15 protein-coding genes are annotated in these 15,793 nt (G+C 63.3%); 2 read left to right on the forward strand and 13 right to left on the reverse strand.

Translation table 11 applies throughout. The features are described from left to right. Window position 1: 1 nt before the first annotated feature. Together ToN1_RS07370 and ToN1_RS07375 are read right to left on the reverse strand one after the other, a co-directional pair. On the reverse strand, window positions 2-1,186 hold the full coding sequence (locus ToN1_RS07370) for a cytochrome D1 domain-containing protein (RefSeq protein ID WP_169207849.1): 1,185 nt from the start codon (window positions 1,184-1,186) through the stop codon (window positions 2-4). Window positions 1,187-1,232: 46 nt separating this feature from the next. Beyond that, window positions 1,233-1,541: a c-type cytochrome gene (locus ToN1_RS07375; protein ID WP_244861041.1), complete on the reverse strand. Its 309-nt coding sequence runs from the start codon at window positions 1,539-1,541 to the stop codon at window positions 1,233-1,235. Window positions 1,542-1,820: 279 nt separating this feature from the next. On the opposite strand from ToN1_RS07375, the gene cobA reads away from it, so the two are divergent. Both cobA and ToN1_RS07385 read left to right on the forward strand, forming a co-directional pair. Beyond that, window positions 1,821-2,645, forward strand: coding sequence for a uroporphyrinogen-III C-methyltransferase (gene cobA / locus ToN1_RS07380; RefSeq protein ID WP_169207847.1), 825 nt, complete (start codon window positions 1,821-1,823; stop codon window positions 2,643-2,645). Between the two features lie 142 nt (window positions 2,646-2,787). Then, window positions 2,788-4,515, forward strand: a complete 1,728-nt coding sequence (locus ToN1_RS07385) for a nitrite reductase (RefSeq protein WP_169207846.1) — start codon at window positions 2,788-2,790, stop codon at window positions 4,513-4,515. 78 nt (window positions 4,516-4,593) lie between these two features. On the opposite strand, the gene ToN1_RS07390 is transcribed toward ToN1_RS07385, so the two are convergent. The 11 genes from ToN1_RS07390 to pheA form a co-directional block, all read right to left on the reverse strand. After that, window positions 4,594-4,836: a GlsB/YeaQ/YmgE family stress response membrane protein gene (locus ToN1_RS07390; RefSeq protein WP_169207845.1), complete on the reverse strand. Its 243-nt coding sequence runs from the start codon at window positions 4,834-4,836 to the stop codon at window positions 4,594-4,596. 12 nt (window positions 4,837-4,848) lie between these two features. Further along, window positions 4,849-5,643 carry a 3'-5' exonuclease gene (locus tag ToN1_RS07395; RefSeq protein ID WP_169207844.1) on the reverse strand — a complete coding sequence of 265 codons (795 nt, stop codon included), beginning with the start codon at window positions 5,641-5,643 and terminating at the stop codon, window positions 4,849-4,851. Window positions 5,644-5,665: 22 nt separating this feature from the next. After that, complete coding sequence (gene cysM / locus ToN1_RS07400; protein WP_169207843.1) at window positions 5,666-6,556, reverse strand: cysteine synthase CysM; 891 nt, start codon at window positions 6,554-6,556, stop codon at window positions 5,666-5,668. Between the two features lie 109 nt (window positions 6,557-6,665). Further along, window positions 6,666-7,988, reverse strand: coding sequence for a UDP-glucose dehydrogenase family protein (locus tag ToN1_RS07405; protein WP_169207842.1), 1,323 nt, complete (start codon window positions 7,986-7,988; stop codon window positions 6,666-6,668). A 75-nt stretch (window positions 7,989-8,063) separates the two neighbouring features. Then, window positions 8,064-9,239 (reverse strand): lipopolysaccharide assembly protein LapB, encoded by a 1,176-nt coding sequence (lapB, locus tag ToN1_RS07410; RefSeq protein WP_169207841.1) that lies wholly within the window; start codon window positions 9,237-9,239, stop codon window positions 8,064-8,066. A gap of 5 nt (window positions 9,240-9,244) precedes the next feature. Continuing rightward, window positions 9,245-9,562, reverse strand: a complete 318-nt coding sequence (locus ToN1_RS07415) for a LapA family protein (protein WP_169207840.1) — start codon at window positions 9,560-9,562, stop codon at window positions 9,245-9,247. A gap of 90 nt (window positions 9,563-9,652) precedes the next feature. Continuing rightward, window positions 9,653-9,937 carry an integration host factor subunit beta gene (locus tag ToN1_RS07420; RefSeq protein ID WP_015437141.1) on the reverse strand — a complete coding sequence of 95 codons (285 nt, stop codon included), beginning with the start codon at window positions 9,935-9,937 and terminating at the stop codon, window positions 9,653-9,655. 12 nt (window positions 9,938-9,949) lie between these two features. Continuing rightward, window positions 9,950-11,626, reverse strand: a complete 1,677-nt coding sequence (gene rpsA / locus ToN1_RS07425; protein WP_169207839.1) for a 30S ribosomal protein S1 — start codon at window positions 11,624-11,626, stop codon at window positions 9,950-9,952. A gap of 141 nt (window positions 11,627-11,767) precedes the next feature. Next, window positions 11,768-13,702, reverse strand: coding sequence for a bifunctional 3-phosphoshikimate 1-carboxyvinyltransferase/cytidylate kinase (locus ToN1_RS07430; RefSeq protein ID WP_210148052.1), 1,935 nt, complete (start codon window positions 13,700-13,702; stop codon window positions 11,768-11,770). Window positions 13,703-13,704: 2 nt separating this feature from the next. Next, window positions 13,705-14,607 carry a prephenate dehydrogenase gene (locus ToN1_RS07435; RefSeq protein ID WP_169207760.1) on the reverse strand — a complete coding sequence of 301 codons (903 nt, stop codon included), beginning with the start codon at window positions 14,605-14,607 and terminating at the stop codon, window positions 13,705-13,707. Between the two features lie 113 nt (window positions 14,608-14,720). Beyond that, window positions 14,721-15,785 carry a prephenate dehydratase gene (pheA, locus tag ToN1_RS07440; protein ID WP_169207759.1) on the reverse strand — a complete coding sequence of 355 codons (1,065 nt, stop codon included), beginning with the start codon at window positions 15,783-15,785 and terminating at the stop codon, window positions 14,721-14,723. Window positions 15,786-15,793 lie beyond the last annotated feature (8 nt).

Here is a 15,793-nt window from a genome sequence, read left to right on the forward strand (position 1 = left end):
ATCAGAACCCCGTGCGGAACGCGCGGCTGGTAAAGAAAATTCCGCTCGGACTGGCAGCGGGAAGTTCAGTGATCTTCTGACGGCTGCGGGTGTCGTATATCGCAACCTTGTTGTCGTCGCGCGCGGAGATCCATACCGCCTCGCCCTTGGGCGTGAATTCCAGATGCAGGATCGCGCGGCCCGGCTGGAAACTATCTACGAGCCGGTTAGTGAAGGTGTCGATGACCTGCATCCAGCCGTTGTCCGGAAAGGCGAAATTCACCCACACCTCGCGCCCGTCCGGCCGCGCCATGACGAACACGGGCTGGCTTTTCACCGGAATGCGGGCAACTTCCTTCCAGCTCCCGAGCTCGACAACGAGGACCTCATGCCGGCCGATCGCCGGCAGATAGGCACGTCCGGCGGCGACCGCCCAGCCGCGCAAATGCGGCATCTTGTACACCGGCAGCGCCTGTTCACCGCGACCGTAGCCGGGCAGGATCGTATGCACGCCCTGCCCGGGCTGCCAGAGATCAAGCATGGACAGGCCGTCCTCACCAAACAGGCCCGCAATATAGTAGCGGCCGTCCGGGGTGACCAAGGCATCATAGGGCTGCTTTCCGGCCGGATAGCGCTCCGTCTTCGGATTCCTCGGGTCGGAGAGATCGGTGACGCGGATTTCGTTCGCGTCGAAGAGCGAATAGATGAAGCGATTGCCCGGCAAGTCGGCGAGACCGACCACTTTCGAGCGCTTGCCCTCCGAACCGAATTCGGCCGGAACGTCGGCCACGAGTTCCAGCGTGTCGGCGTCGAAGGCCTTGATCCCACCGGGTTCGTAATTCTGCGCCACCACCAGGCGACCATCCTGCGAGACGGCCCCGCCGATCGAATTGCCCGCCTGCACGACGCGCCCGACGATCCTGGCGGTGAGCAGATCGACCTTGGTGAGCCCGCCGTCGCGCCCGAACACATAGGCATATCGCCCGTCGCGGGAAAAGACGACCGACGCATGCGAGAGGTCGCCGAGTCCCGAAACCTGCGCGAGCGAGCTGCGGCCGGATGTCTCGATCACCTGCACCTGCCCCGTCGCGCGCTCGATTACGATCCCGAGGTCGCCAGTGCCACGCAGCGGCGGCTGCGTCGCACATGCCGACAAGAGCACCACTACCGGAATCCACCACATGTATTTCACGATCAGATGCAGCATTGGTCCCTCATCTCATATCCGAAACGCAGGGATGCTGGAACCCCGCTCAACGCGCGGCACCCGCATCTACCGGAAAACCTTCTTGAAGTCGCTCGACAATCCACGCTGCCTCGTCCTCCACGACGATGCCTCGGAAGGGCGGCATCGGCGTGCCGGGGCGGCCGCCAAGGATGGTGGCGACAAGGCTGTCGCGCGGCTTCTCGCGCAGGGCCGCCACCGTCAGCGCCGGTCCCAATCCGCCCTGCAGCGTGAGTCCGTGACAGGAGCCGCAGTCCTGGCGCACCAGATGCACCAATTCGCGCACCCGCTCTGGCTGAGGTGCCGTCTGCTGAGCGAATGCGGGCATGGTCGGCATCGACACCACCAATGCGAAGGTCATCGTCCGGAACACCCAACTCATCACGCCGCGAACTCCTGAAAATTGGCACACCCGCCTTATCCCACGCTCCCGAATCAAAGGGACCGGCATCAGAATCGGCGAGGCAAGTATCAAGCGCACGGCATTCTGCGATCCTTGATATCGGTTAATTTCCCGGACGAGACGTAGGGATACAGTGTCGGCGCGATTCAGCTGTTTGCCAACAAGAACCTGCCGCGCGGGCACTGATCCACGCGGCATCCTGGAGAGCCACCCATGAGCACGCACAACGGCGTCACCGACCCGAGGCAGTGCAGCGTCGGCAACGCATTCCGCTCCGTCGGCAAGGTCTACCTGGTCGGCGCCGGCCCCGGCGATCCGGACCTGCTCACACTGAAGGCGGCGCGCCTGATCGAACATGCGAAAGTGGTCGTCTATGACCATCTCGTCGGCAAAGGCGTCCTTGCACTGGTCAATCGCAACGCACGGCTTATATACGTGGGCAAGGAATCGGGTAACCATGCACTGCCACAGGACCAGATCAACGGTCTTCTCGTCGAACTCGCACGCTCCGGCGTCGATGTCGTGCGGCTCAAGGGCGGTGACCCTTTCATGTTCGGACGCGGCGGCGAGGAGATGGAGGAACTGGTCGACCACGGCGTCGCGTGCGAGGTCGTGCCGGGCATCACGGCCGCCTGCGGCATCTCTGCCTGTACGGGCATGCCCCTGACCCATCGGGATCACGCGCGCTCGGTGGTGTTTACGACCGGCCATCTCAAGGACGGTAGCGTGAACCTGGACTGGCCAGCACTCGCACGCCCAAATCAGACGGTGGTCATCTACATGGGTCTGGGCGCACTCGACATCATCTGCTGCGAACTCATCGCCCACGGCCTTCCACGCGACACGCCGGCCGCCGTGGTCCACGCCGGCACGACCAGTCGCCAGATCACGCTTACGGACCGGGTCGATCGTCTTGCGGGAGCCGTGAAGCGCGCCGGAATAAAGTCACCTGCGCTGATCATGGTCGGCTCTATCGTTTCACTGCATGGTCTCCTAGGCCAGATTTCGCAGCACGAGGAACTCGCGCTCACGGCTTGAACGGCCCGCGCACAGTGATCACGTCATAGACGTATTGACTAAGACCCCAATTTGATCGAGGTTAAGGATTTGCAGTCGGATGAGGATCAGTCTTCGCTTCTGCAAGGCTTTCCACACGACATCTTTCAGAAGGGAGATCGCAATGAGTAAGCAAGGTAAATGGCTGTCCGGCGCAATCATCCTCGCCAGCATGCCGCTGGCCATCGCACAGGCCTTTGCGGAAGAGCCAAAGCACATCGGCGAGGCTGAGGCCAAGTATCAGGCTGGCGGCTCGCCGTTGGCCGATGTGGACCTGTACAAGGACAGCAACCCTGACGCTCCCAAGATGAGCAAGGCCGAATTCGACAAGGCCCGCAACATCTACTTCCAGCGCTGTGCCGGCTGCCACGGCGTGTTGCGCAAGGGCGCGACCGGAAAGCCGCTTACACCCGACATCACGTTGGCGCGCGGCAGCGAATACCTGAAGGTCTTCATCAAGTACGGATCGCCGGCAGGCATGCCAAACTGGGGCACCTCCGGCGAACTCACCGACGACGAAGTCGACCTGATGGCGCGCTATATCCAGCAGACGGCGCCCACCCCGCCGGAGTTCGGCATGGCCGACATGAAACAGACGTGGAAGGTCATCGTTCCGCCCGAGCAGCGGCCGAAGAAGAAGATGAACAACTACAACATCTCCAACATCTTCTCGACCACGCTGCGCGACAGTGGGGAAGTGGCGCTGATCGACGGCGACACGAAGAAGATCATCAATATCGTCAAGACCGGTTATGCGGTGCATATCTCCCGCATCTCGGCATCAGGTCGCTACCTCTTCGTGATCGGTCGCGACGCCCGCGTCAATATGATCGATCTGTGGATGGAAAAGCCCGACAACGTTGCCGAAATCCGCATCGGTCTCGAAGCGCGTTCGGTGGACACGTCGAAGTTCAAGGGATACGAGGACAAGCTGGCGATCGCCGGCGCGTACTGGCCGCCGCAGTTCGTGATCATGAACGGCGACACGCTCGAGCCGCTCAAGATCGTGTCCACCCGCGGCCTCACGGTGGATACGCAGGAATATCATCCCGAACCGCGCGTGGCCTCGATCGTCGCCTCGCACTTCAAGCCCGAGTTCGTCGTCAACGTGAAGGAAACCGGCAAGACGATGATGGTCGATTACTCGGACATCACCAACCTGAAGATGACCGAGATCGGGTCCGCACGTTTCCTGCATGACGGAGGGTGGGATCTCTCGAAGCGCTACTTCATGGTAGCCGCGAACCAGTCGAACAAGATCGCCGCGATCGACGCCAAGGAAGGCAAGCTCGCCGGCATGGTTGAAGTGGGCAAGATCCCGCACCCGGGACGCGGCGCCAATTTCGTCCATCCGAAGTATGGCCCGGTGTGGGCGACCGGCCACCTCGGCGACGAATCGATCGCCCTGATCGGCACCGACCCGAAGAACCACAAGCAATACGCGTGGAAGCTCGTCGAGAACCTGAAGAGCCAGGGCGGCGGTTCGCTGTTCATCAAGACGCACCCGAAGTCGAACCACCTTTATGTGGATAACCCGCTGCATCCGGAGGCCAAGGTCAGCCAGTCGGTCGCCGTGTATGATCTGAAGAACCTGCAGGGCGGCTACAAGGTTCTGCCGATCGGCGATTGGGCGGGTCTGAAGGACGACGGTGCCAAGCGCGTGGTGCAGCCCGAGTACAACAAGGACGGCAACGAGGTCTGGTTCTCGGTGTGGTCGGCAAAGGACAAGGAGTCGGCGATCGTCATCGTCGATGACAAGACCCTGGAGCTGAAGACCGTGATCAAGGATCCCAAGCTGATCACACCGACGGGCCACTTCAACGTGTACAACACGCAACACGACGTCTACTAAGCGCGGGAGGCGGCCTGGCCGCTTCTGTCAGCGACACCGACGGCCAGCCTCGCGCTGGCCGTTTTTTTATTCAGCCGTTTACTTCTTCAGGCGCGAGACGACAAACAGGATCACGATCGCGCCGATGACCGAGCCGACGAAGCCGGCGGGCTGGCCCGGGCGGTAGAGGCCGAGAAACTGGCCGCCGTAGCCCGCGAGCATCGCGCCGCCAATTCCGAGCAGCGTCGTCATGATGATGCCGAGGCCGTCCCTCCCCGGATGCAGCAGGCGGGCAAGCAAGCCGACGATGAAACCGATGACGATGGTGGCGATCAGGGACATCCGGATACCTCCCTATGTGCGAGCCGCCGGCCAGGCGGCGAGAAATTCCTTCCAGTGCGGCGCATCGATGCGCGCGAGGGACTGGCGCACGACATCCAGCTCGGCCTCGTAGGCCGCGGTGTCGAGCTGGCCACGCATGCGCTGGAAACCGAGATACACGAGATAGGTATTCACGACATCGGTCTCGCAGTAGTCGCGGATTTCGGCAATTCTCCCCTCCTGCCAGGCCGGCCACACCGCCGAACCATCCATTCCGAGCTTGCCCGGGAATCCCATCAGTTTGGCGAGCTCATCCAGCGGCGCATTCGCACGCGGCTGGTACATCGCCAGCAAATCCATCAAGTCTAGATGTCGGCTGTGATAGCGGCCAATGTAGTTGTTCCACTTGAAATCGCGCGAGTCATGGTAATCACCTTCACCTTGGTCCCAGTAGCGCGGTGCGGACACCCCATGTCGCAATCCCCGGTAATGCAAGACCGGCAGATCGAACCCGCCGCCATTCCACGACACGATCTGCGGCGTGTAACGCTCGATGCCGTCGAAGAAGCGCTGGATGATCTCTCCCTCGCAGCTGTCCGGCTCCGACAGCGAAAACACGCGGAACTGATTCGCATCGCGCAACGCGCAGGAAATCGTCACCACGCGCTGGAGGTGATGCTGCAGGAAATCGCTCCCGCCCACGGCGCGGCGCTGCTGGAAAGCGAATTCGGCAACCTCGTAGTCGCTGAGCTCATCGGGCAGCCCGTTGAGCACGCGGATGCCGGCCACATCCGGAATGGTTTCGATATCGAACACGAGCACCGGCATGCGCTGGTCTCCAGAAAGATCGTCAGCCGGGAAACACGCCCGTCGACAGATAACGGTCACCGCGGTCGCAGACGATTGAGACGATCACGGCATTCTCCAGCCTGGCGGCGAGACGCACGGCCACGTGTATCGCCCCACCCGACGAAATCCCCGCGAAGATGCCCTCCTCCCGCGCGAGCCGCCGCGTCATCTCCTCGGCATCGGCCTGGCTCACGTACTCCAGCGCATCAACCCGCGGTTTCTCGTAGATGCGCGGCAGATAGGCCTCCGGCCACTTGCGGATGCCGGGGATCTGCGATCCCTCCTCGGGCTGGCAACCGATGATGCTGGTCGAGGGATTCTTTTCCTTCAGGAAGCGCGAGCAACCCATGATCGTACCCGTCGTTCCCATGCTGCTCACGAAGTGGGTGATACGCCCGCCCGTCTGCTCCCAGATCTCCGGTCCGGTCGCCTCGTAATGCGCCAAGGGATTGTCCGGATTGCCAAACTGGTCAAGGATGATGCCCTTGCCCTCATCACGCATGCGCTCGGCGACGTCGCGCGCCATCTCCATGCCTCCCTCGCGAGGTGTCAGCACCAGTTCGGCGCCGAAGGCGCGCATCGTCTGGCGACGCTCCACACTCTGGTTCTCCGGCATGACGAGGATCATGCGGTAGCCCCGGATTGCCGCCGCCATGGCGAGCGCGATGCCGGTGTTCCCGCTCGTCGCTTCGATCAAGGTATCGCCGGGACGGATGTCGCCGCGCCGCTCGGCATGCACGATCATCGACATTGCCGGACGATCCTTCACCGATCCGGCAGGATTGTTGCCTTCGAGCTTGGCCAGGATCACGTTGTTGCGGCCAGCGCCGATGCGCTGCAGGCGCACCAGCGGAGTCTGACCTACATAATCATCGAGCGTCTTGAATTCCATCTTGCCTTGTTCCGGAATGGTTGATCCGCCCCGATCTTAAGCCGCCGCCCACCGAATCGATAACCTGCGTCGCGGTATAAGCTTATAGCGTCGTCGGTGCACGCAACTGTCAGCTTCTACCGATCCCGTGATATTCGAGGCCGGCACGCTTCATCGTCACCGGCTCGTACATGTTGCGACCGTCGAAGACCACCGGATGACGCAGCAGCTCACGGACTCGGACGAAATCGGGGCTCCGGAATTCCTTCCACTCGGTGACGATCACCAGCGCATCGGCCCCCTCGAGCGCCGCCATTGGACGATCGACGTACCGCAGCCGCGGGTCGTCGCCGAAAATGCGGCGCGCCTCGCTCATGGCCACCGGATCGTAGGCCGCGACCGTCGCGCCGCGGCGGAACAGCTCGCCGATCACAACCCGGCTCGGTGCATCGCGCATGTCGTCTGTATTGGGCTTGAAGGCGAGCCCCCACAAACCAAAATGCATTCCCGAAAGATCGGGCCCGAAGCGCGCCACGATCTTGTCCACCAATCGCAGCTTCTGCGCGTCGTTCGCCTGCTCGACCGAGTTCAGGATCAACAGGTCGCGCCCATGCTCGCGTCCGGTGCTGACAAGCGCCTTCACATCCTTCGGAAAACACGACCCGCCATAGCCGCAGCCGGCGTACAGGAAGTGCCAGCCGATGCGCGGATCCGAGCCTATGCCTTGACGCACCAACTCGATGTCGGCCCCCAGCACCTCGGCCAAGTTCGCCAGCTCGTTCATGAAACTGATGCGGGTCGCAAGCATCGCATTCGCGGCGTACTTGGTCAGTTCGGCGCTGCGCACGTCCATCACCAGCAGCTTCTCGTGATTGCGCTGGAACGGCCCGTAGAGTTCCCGCATCAACTGGATCGCGCGCTCGTCCTCCGCGCCCACGATGATGCGGTCCGGGCGCATGAAATCTTCGACCGCAGCCCCTTCCTTCAGGAACTCCGGGTTCGACACGACGCTGAACGAAAGGTCGGCTCCCCTCGCCCCGAGTTCCGCGGCGATTGCAGCACGAACCTTGTCACCCGTGCCCACCGGCACAGTCGACTTGTTGACCACTACCCGATAACCGTCCATGTGACGGCCGATGTTCCGCGCCGCAGCCAGCACGTACTGCAGGTCCGCCGAGCCGTCCTCGTCCGGAGGAGTGCCGACCGCGATGAACTGGATCGCGCCGAACCTGGCCGCATATTCCACATCGGTCGTAAACGAAAGGCGTCCCGCTGCGACGTTGCGCCGCACGATCTCCAGCAGGCCAGGTTCGTGGATCGGGATCCCACCCTCCTCGAGGGTACGGATCTTCGCTGGATCGACGTCCAGGCACAGCACGTCGTTACCCACATCGGCCAGACAGGCCCCGCTGACGAGCCCCACATAGCCGGTACCGACGACGGTGATCTTCATCAATTTACCCCACGCGAAATGCAAAAGCGGCCCGCATCGCGCGAACCGCCGGAAACCAAGATCAGAGCGCGGCGCTCACGGCGCCAGATCGTACTCTTCGGTACGCCGCGGCGGGTAAGTCTCCCAACCGCCGCAAGCAGGGCAACGCCACTGAAACTGGCGCGCCTTGAAGCCGCACTCGGCGCAACGGTAGCGCGCCACCCTGCGCGTATGGCCGTGAATGAGCTGCTTCACCAACTCGATGTCGCCGCGCTGCTCCGATGGCGCATGCAGCAGCGCGGCCTCGAGGAGTTTGTCGAGACCCAGCAAAGTCGGATTGCGACGCAATTCCTCGCGCACCAGATCGTAGGCGGCGCGCGACCCCTCTTTTTCCAGCTCCCAGTGGAAGACCTCGTCGAGGAGATCCAGCGATGCATGCCGCTCAAGCCAGGAACGCAACAACGTCTGCCCCTGCTCGACCCGTCCCAGCTTCGCGTGTGCGTCCATCACGCGCTCGGCGACAAGGGCCAGATAGATCGGGTCTTGGCTCTCCACGCGTTTCCATACGTCGATCGCCTGCTCGTAGCGCCCTTGCGCGGCCAGCAAGTCCCCCTGGACGAGGCTCGCGCGCACACAGCGGCGATTGATCGAGAACGCCTCATCTAGATATTTTTGCGTGTCATCGCACTTCGAACTTGCGAGGGCCGACGTCGCGAGCTCGCAGTAGAAGTTCGCCACCTCCTTGCGCCACATCACGCTCTCGTGGTCCGGCAGCGCTTTGGCCGCTTCCACGGCCTTTGCCCAGTCCTTCTCCTGCTGGTAGATCTCCAGCAGATAACGCAGAGCGAGATCGTTGAGGCGGGAATTGCGCAACTGCGCGAACACGGCTTCCGCGCGATCGAGCAGGCCCGCCTTGAGATAGTCCTGACCCAGTTCGGCCAGGGCCTGAAGGCGCTGCTCCTCGGACAGGTCCTCGCGATCGACGAGATTCTGGTGCATGCGTATCGCGCGGTCGGTCTCGCCGCGCCGCCGGAACAGGCTGCCGAGCGCAAAGTGCAGCTCGATCGTCTGTGGATCGATCTTCACCGCCTCGATGAACGCATCAATGGCCTTGTCCTGCTGTTCGTTGAGCAGGAAGTTCAGGCCCGAAAGGTAGGATCGCGGCAGCGCGCGCGACTCATGCACGACCTGACGGATGTCGATGCGCGCGGCCAGCCAGCCCAGCGCAAAAAACAACGGCAGGGCAAGAAACCACCAAAGTTCAATGTCCATCGGCTTCAGAAGGTTTCCGGTGCCTGCATGTCGGACGCGGGCGGGGCGGTGACGCTCGGGGCCGCCTGACGGTCCCGCTCGGCGCGGGCAAGCTGGCGGCGCAGGCGACCGATCTCGCGGCGCTGGCGCAGCAGCGAACCAAAGGTGGCAGTCACCCCCAGCAGCGCGCCCGCAATGAAGGTCACCAGGATTACGAAAACGAGCGGCAACTGCCAGGCACTTCCGAAGAAGAACTGGAGGCCGACGAGATGGTCGTTCTTCACTGCGAATCCGAACAGCAGGAAGAACAGCAGAAGGCGGAAGAACCACATGAGGATACGCATGGTTCGAATTATCCCCGAGCAGATGACAAAAAAGAAGGCGGCTCACGCCGCCTTCCTGTCGATCACGAGGCAAATTCAGAAACTTCACGCTCAACCCGCGATATCCACGCGTTCGCGCAGTTCCTTGCCTGCCTTGAAATGGGGCACGTACTTCTCCGGCACGTGCACCTTGTCACCCGATTTCGGATTACGCCCGACACGCGGCGGGCGGTAATTCAACGCAAAGCTGCCAAACCCGCGGATCTCGATGCGATCCCCGCGCGCGAGCGCATCGGACATCGCATCGATCACCATCTTGACCGCGTAATCGGCATCCTTTGCGACGAGCTGCGGAAAACGCGCCGCGAGCCTCGCAATCAGCTCCGATTTGGTCATGACCGATCAGATTTACTGCTTCTGCTCGTTCAGCTTGGCCTTCAGCAGCGCACCCAGGTTGGTCGTACCGCTGGAGGCGGTATCCGAAGCCAGCTTCTGCATCGCGTCGCTCTGTTCGGCCTGGTCCTTGGCACGGATCGAGAGGTTGATCGAACGGGTCTTGCGGTCCACGTTGATGATCATCAGCTCGAGTTCCTGACCGTCCTTGAGCACCGTGGTCAAATCGTCGACACGGTGAGCGGCTGCTTCCGAAGCACGCAGGTAGCCTTCGACGTCCTCGTTCAGCGCGATCACGGCGCCACGAGCGTCAACCGACTTCACGGTGCCGCGCACGAGGCTGTTCTTCTCGTGGGTGGCGATGAAGTTGGTGAAGGGGTCGCCTTCCAGCTGCTTGACGCCCAGCGAGATGCGCTCGCGCTCGACGTCGATCGCCAGCACCACGGCCTCGACCTCGTCGCCCTTCTTGAAGCGACGCACGGCCTCTTCGCCCGCATCGCTCCACGACAGATCCGACAGGTGCACCAGGCCATCGATGCCACCATCCAGACCGATGAACACACCGAAGTCGGTGATCGACTTGATCTGGCCGCGCACCTTGTCGCCCTTCTTGTGGTTGATCGCGAAATCGTCCCACGGGTTCGACATGCACTGCTTCATGCCCAGCGAGATGCGGCGACGGTCTTCGTCGATCTCGAGGATCATCACTTCGACTTCGTCGCCCAGCTGGACAACCTTGGTCGGGTGGATGTTCTTGTTGGTCCAGTCCATTTCGGACACGTGGACCAGGCCCTCGATACCCTGCTCGACTTCGACAAACGCGCCGTAGTCGGTGATGTTCGTGACCTTGCCGAACAGACGGGTGCCCTGCGGGTAGCGGCGAGCGATGCCGACCCACGGATCTTCGCCCAGCTGCTTGAGGCCCAGCGAGACGCGGTTCTTTTCCTGGTCGAACTTGAGGACCTTGGCGTCGATCTCGTCACCGACGTTGAGCACTTCCGACGGATGACGCACACGACGCCACGCCAGATCGGTGATGTGCAGCAGGCCGTCGATGCCGCCCAGGTCGACGAACGCACCGTAGTCGGTAATGTTCTTGACGATACCCTTGACGACCGTACCTTCCTTGAGGTTGGCCAGCAGCTTTTCGCGCTCTTCGCCCATCGTCTCCTCGAGCACCGCACGGCGGGACACGACGACGTTGTTGCGCTTGCGGTCGAGCTTGATGACCTTGAATTCGAATTCCTTGCCTTCGTACGGCGTGGTGTCCTTGACCGGACGCATGTCGACCAGCGAACCCGGAAGGAAGGCGCGGATGCTGTTGGTCATGACGGTCAGGCCGCCCTTCACGCGACCGGAGATCAGGCCCTTGACCAGCGAGCCTTCGTTGAGCGCCTTCTCGAGGTCGTTCCACGCGGCGATGCGCTTGGCCTTCTCGCGCGACAGGCGGGTTTCGCCGTAACCGTCTTCCAGGGCGTCGATGGCGACGTGCACGAAGTCGCCAACCTGGACTTCGAGCTCACCGCGGTCGTCGCGGAATTCCTCGATGGGAACGTAGCTCTCGGACTTGAGGCCGGCATTCACGACCACAAAGTTGTGGTCGATGCTGACCACCTCGGCGGTGATCACTTCACCAGGACGCATGTCCTGACGGGCCTCACTCTCGGCGAGCAGCGCGGCGAAATTTTCCATGGAATCGGAAACGGAGGAAACAGAGGTCATAAGGAGTTGAAATCCAAAAGCCGCCCGAAAGCGGCCACCAGCGGTAGATTGATAAGAACGGATCGCCCCGGAATCCGGAGCCGGCGACCCACCTTCAACGGAAACGCCCCGTCAGGAACGAACCCGGTCAAGCACAAAGCCGACGGCCTGCTCGACGTCCATTTCGGTGGTATCGAGAAGCGCCGCATCCGGCAGCTTCTGCAGGGGCGCTACGGGCCGGGCGGCGTCACGCGCATCCCGATCCTGAAGATCCTTTAGAAGACTTTGCATGTTAGCAGCCATTCCCTTTTCGATCAACTGCTTATAGCGCCGCTCCGCGCGCGCCTGGGTAGTCGCCGTGAGGAAGATCTTGACCTCGGCATCGGGGAAGACCACGGAGCCCATGTCGCGCCCCTCGGCGACCAGGCCGGGCGAATGACGATATTCACGCTGCCGGTCAAGCAGGGCCGCACGAACGTCCGCCAGGACGGCCACCCGGGATGCGCCGGCGGAGGCGGCCTCGGTGCGGATCGCATCCGTGACGTCCTCGCCATCAAGGAAGACGAGTCCGTCGGCAAATCGCGCGGGTAGCGTGGAAGCCAGACACGCCAGAGCGCGCTCGTCGTCGAAGGACACCCCTGCCCGCATCGCAGCGAGGGCGACCAGCCGATACAGCGAGCCGCTGTCGAGACAATGGTAGCCAAGAGCCTCGGCCACCCGCGCCGCCACCGTGCCCTTGCCCGAGGCCGACGGCCCGTCGATCGCAATGACCGGAACCGGGCGGGTAACTTCAGCAAGACGCTCGAAATAGGTCGGGAAGGTCTTGTTCACACACTTCGGATCATTGATCCGCACGCGGCAATCGCCCAGGGACACGAGCGAGAAGCACATCGCCATGCGGTGGTCGTCATAGGTATCGATCGCCGCGGGGACGAGCCGCACGGGCGGCGTCACGCACAGATAGTCGGCCCCTTCCTCGACCGTCGCACCGACCTTGCGCAGCTCGTTGGCCATCGCGGCAATGCGGTCGGTCTCTTTGACCCTCCAGCTCGCGATATTGCGCAGTCGGCACGGACCGTCGGCAAAAAGGGCGGCGACCGCCAGCGTCATTGCCGCATCGGGGATGTGATTGAGGTCGAGATCGAAAGCCTTAAGGCACCCATTCTGCGGTGAACGCGCCTCGATCCAGTTGTCACCCATTTCGATGCGGGCGCCGAGCTGCTCGAGCGCCTCGGCGAACCGCACGTCCCCCTGGATGCTGCTGCGCCCGACCCCCTCCACGCGCACCGGCCCACCGCCGATCGCCCCGGCCGCGAGGAAATACGAGGCCGACGAGGCATCGCCTTCGACAAAGACAACTCCGGGACTGCGATAGCGGACATCGCCCGGAACGGTGAAACGCTGCCAACCCTCGCGCGCGACGACGACACCGAAACGCGCCATCAGGTCGAGGGTGATGCCGATATAGGGCTTCGATATGAGCTCGCCGACGACCTCGACCGTGGTCTCGACGCCCGTGAGCGGCAGCGCCATCAGCAGAGCCGTCAGGAACTGGCTCGAGACGTCGCCGCGCACACGCACCACGCCGCCCGAACGGATCGCGGCCGGACGAATATGCAGCGGCGGAAAGTTTTCATTGCCGGTATAGGTGATATCGGCACCGATCTGGCGCAGACCATCAACCAGGTCGCCGATCGGGCGCTCATGCATGCGCGCAACACCGGACAGCCGGTACTCGCCGCCAGACAGCGCCAGTGCCGCAGTAAGCGGACGGAAAGCGGTCCCCGCGTTGCCGAGGAACAACTCGGCGGCCTTCACCGGGAAGGGACCGCCGACACCACGCACTCGGTAGTCGTCGCTTTCGCCTTCGCGCGACCACTCGACGCCAAGCGCCTGCAGCGCCTCGAGCATGCGCTCGACGTCGTCCGAGGCGAGGAGGTCGCGAATATCGGTTTCACCTTCGGCCAGAGCCGCCAGCAGGAGCGTACGGTTCGAGATGCTCTTCGATCCGGGTAGACGGACACACCCACTCGCGCCGAGCAGCGGCGGCAAATCAAGAAATTCCATGGTCACTCCGACCTTGCAGCAGGGTTGGCGGAATTGGCGAACTGCTCGCCCCACACGTTGCGCGCAAGGCGCGCTTCGCTGAACAGTTGTTCGAGACGGGCCGCATCGCCCGACAGGAGCAAGGCGCGCATGTAGGCGAGTTCGGCGAGGTACTGGTCCAGCTCGGCGAGCAGCGCCTGGCGATTCGCAATGCAGATGTCACGCCACATCTCCGGATGGCTAGCCGCGATGCGGGTGAAGTCGCGGAATCCACCTGCAGCAAAGCTGAACAGCTGCTCGGCATTGGCCCGCCCCGCAAGGTCGTGCACCAACCCGAACGCGAGCAGGTGCGGCAGGTGGCTGACCGCGGCGAACACCCGGTCGTGCTCCTGCGGCGGCATCTCGTGGATCACGGCGCCGCAGGCCTCCCAGGCTTCGCGGACGCGCAGGATGGCGGACGGCTCGTTCTCCGGCAGCGGCGTAACAACCACCCGACGACCGTCGTACAGACTCGCGAAAGCCGCCTCGACGCCGCTCTTCTCGGCACCGGCAATCGGGTGTCCCGGCACCGTGTAGGCGAGATGGCCAGCAAGATGGCGATAGGTTGCCTCGATCACATCGCGCTTCGTGCTGCCGGCATCGGTCACAACCGCGCCCGGCGCCAGATGCGGCGCCATGGCTGCCATGACGGCGTCCATCTGACCGACCGGCGGGGCAAGCAGCACGAAATCCGCGCCATCGAGCGCCGACGCCCAGTCGCCACAAGCCTCGTCGATGACCCCCAGTTCGACCGCGCGCGCGAGGGATTCCTTGCTACGCCCGATGCCGACGATACGCCGCACCATCCCTGCGCGCCGCAGCGCCAGCGCGAAGGACCCGCCGATCAGGCCGACGCCGCATACCACCAGCTTGTCGATAACACCCATGCACGAAACTCCGGGGACCTGCGTCCCTCATCCTTGACTTGCCGACGAGGCAGACGCACGCCCCGCCGAACGACCGGCACGAGAGCCGCTTGCCCCGCGCCCGAGGGGCCGCGTCAGATCGCGGCCACCGGATAGGAGCCCAGAACCTTGACGAACGCGGCGCGCTCGTTGAGTTCCTGCAACGCCGCTGCGACGTGCGCATCCTCGCGATGACCGTCGATATCGACGTAGAACACGTATTCCCAAAGCCCGCCGCGCGCCGGGCGCGACTGCAACTTGGTCATATCCACGCCGTGCCGCGCCAACGGCTCGAGCAGCGCATGCATCGCCCCCGGACGATTCAGCGCCGAACACACGAGCGAGGTCTTGTCCTGACCCGACGGGCCCGCATCATGATCACCGATCACCACGAATCGCGTCGTGTTGTTCGGATCATCCTCGATGTTAGCAGCCAGCACGTTGAGCCCGTACAGCTCCGCAGCCGCCTCGCCGGCAATGGCGCACGATTCCGGATCCTCGGACGCCATCCGTGCAGCCTCGGCATTGCTCGCCACCGGCACCCGCGACAGATGCGCGAGATTGCGGTTGAGCCATTCGTGGCACTGCGCGAGGGACTGGGCGTGGGAATACAGGCGCTTTGCCGCACCGATCCCCTCGGCCTTGGACAGCAGGTGCTGATGGATGCGCAGGTTCACCTCGCCGCAGATCTTCAGGGGATTGGCGAGCAGCAGGTCCAGCGCCCCTCCCACCGCTCCCTCGGTCGAATTCTCGACAGGAACGACACCATAATCGGCATTCCCCGCCTCGACCGCACGGAACACGTCGTCGATCGCCGCCGTCGGCATCAGCGCCGCGGCACCGCCGAAATGCTTGCGGGCGGCACTCTCGGAGAAGGTCCCCGCCGGCCCGAGGTAGGCGACCTTGGTCGGGTGCTCCAGAGCCAGACAGGCCGACATGATCTCGCGGAAGATCCGCTGCACCGCCTGGCCGGGCAAGGGACCGGGGTTCACGGCAGCAAGGCGCCGCAGCACCTGCGCCTCGCGCTCGGGACGATACAGGTTGCCCTGCTTGATCACGCCGATACGCTGCGCGCTGCGCGCGCGCTCGGCAAGGCGCGCGAGGATCTCCTCGTCAAGCCGGTCGATGTCGTTCCTGAGATTCTGCAGTTCGTCGCTCATGCTCGCCT

It is taken from the genome of Aromatoleum petrolei (assembly GCF_017894385.1).
Lineage (GTDB): Bacteria > Pseudomonadota > Gammaproteobacteria > Burkholderiales > Rhodocyclaceae > Aromatoleum > Aromatoleum petrolei.

Coding starts and splice junctions, on each gene's coding strand:
- ToN1_RS07390 (WP_169207845.1), bottom strand. CDS start 4,836: ATGTCCCTGATCGCCACCATCGTCATCGGTTTCATCGTCGGCTTGCTT.
- ToN1_RS07430 (WP_210148052.1), bottom strand. CDS start 13,702: ATGGAATTTCTTGATTTGCCGCCGCTGCTCGGCGCGAGTGGGTGTGTC.
- ToN1_RS07375 (WP_244861041.1), bottom strand. CDS start 1,541: ATGCCGACCATGCCCGCATTCGCTCAGCAGACGGCACCTCAGCCAGAG.
- ToN1_RS07385 (WP_169207846.1), top strand. CDS start 2,788: ATGAGTAAGCAAGGTAAATGGCTGTCCGGCGCAATCATCCTCGCCAGC.
- cobA (WP_169207847.1), top strand. CDS start 1,821: ATGAGCACGCACAACGGCGTCACCGACCCGAGGCAGTGCAGCGTCGGC.
- ToN1_RS07370 (WP_169207849.1), bottom strand. CDS start 1,186: ATGCTGCATCTGATCGTGAAATACATGTGGTGGATTCCGGTAGTGGTG.
- rpsA (WP_169207839.1), bottom strand. CDS start 11,626: ATGGAAAATTTCGCCGCGCTGCTCGCCGAGAGTGAGGCCCGTCAGGAC.
- ToN1_RS07435 (WP_169207760.1), bottom strand. CDS start 14,607: ATGGGTGTTATCGACAAGCTGGTGGTATGCGGCGTCGGCCTGATCGGC.
- lapB (WP_169207841.1), bottom strand. CDS start 9,239: ATGGACATTGAACTTTGGTGGTTTCTTGCCCTGCCGTTGTTTTTTGCG.
- pheA (WP_169207759.1), bottom strand. CDS start 15,785: ATGAGCGACGAACTGCAGAATCTCAGGAACGACATCGACCGGCTTGAC.
- ToN1_RS07395 (WP_169207844.1), bottom strand. CDS start 5,643: ATGCCGGTGCTCGTGTTCGATATCGAAACCATTCCGGATGTGGCCGGC.
- ToN1_RS07415 (WP_169207840.1), bottom strand. CDS start 9,562: ATGCGTATCCTCATGTGGTTCTTCCGCCTTCTGCTGTTCTTCCTGCTG.
- ToN1_RS07405 (WP_169207842.1), bottom strand. CDS start 7,988: ATGAAGATCACCGTCGTCGGTACCGGCTATGTGGGGCTCGTCAGCGGG.
- ToN1_RS07420 (WP_015437141.1), bottom strand. CDS start 9,937: ATGACCAAATCGGAGCTGATTGCGAGGCTCGCGGCGCGTTTTCCGCAG.
- cysM (WP_169207843.1), bottom strand. CDS start 6,556: ATGGAATTCAAGACGCTCGATGATTATGTAGGTCAGACTCCGCTGGTG.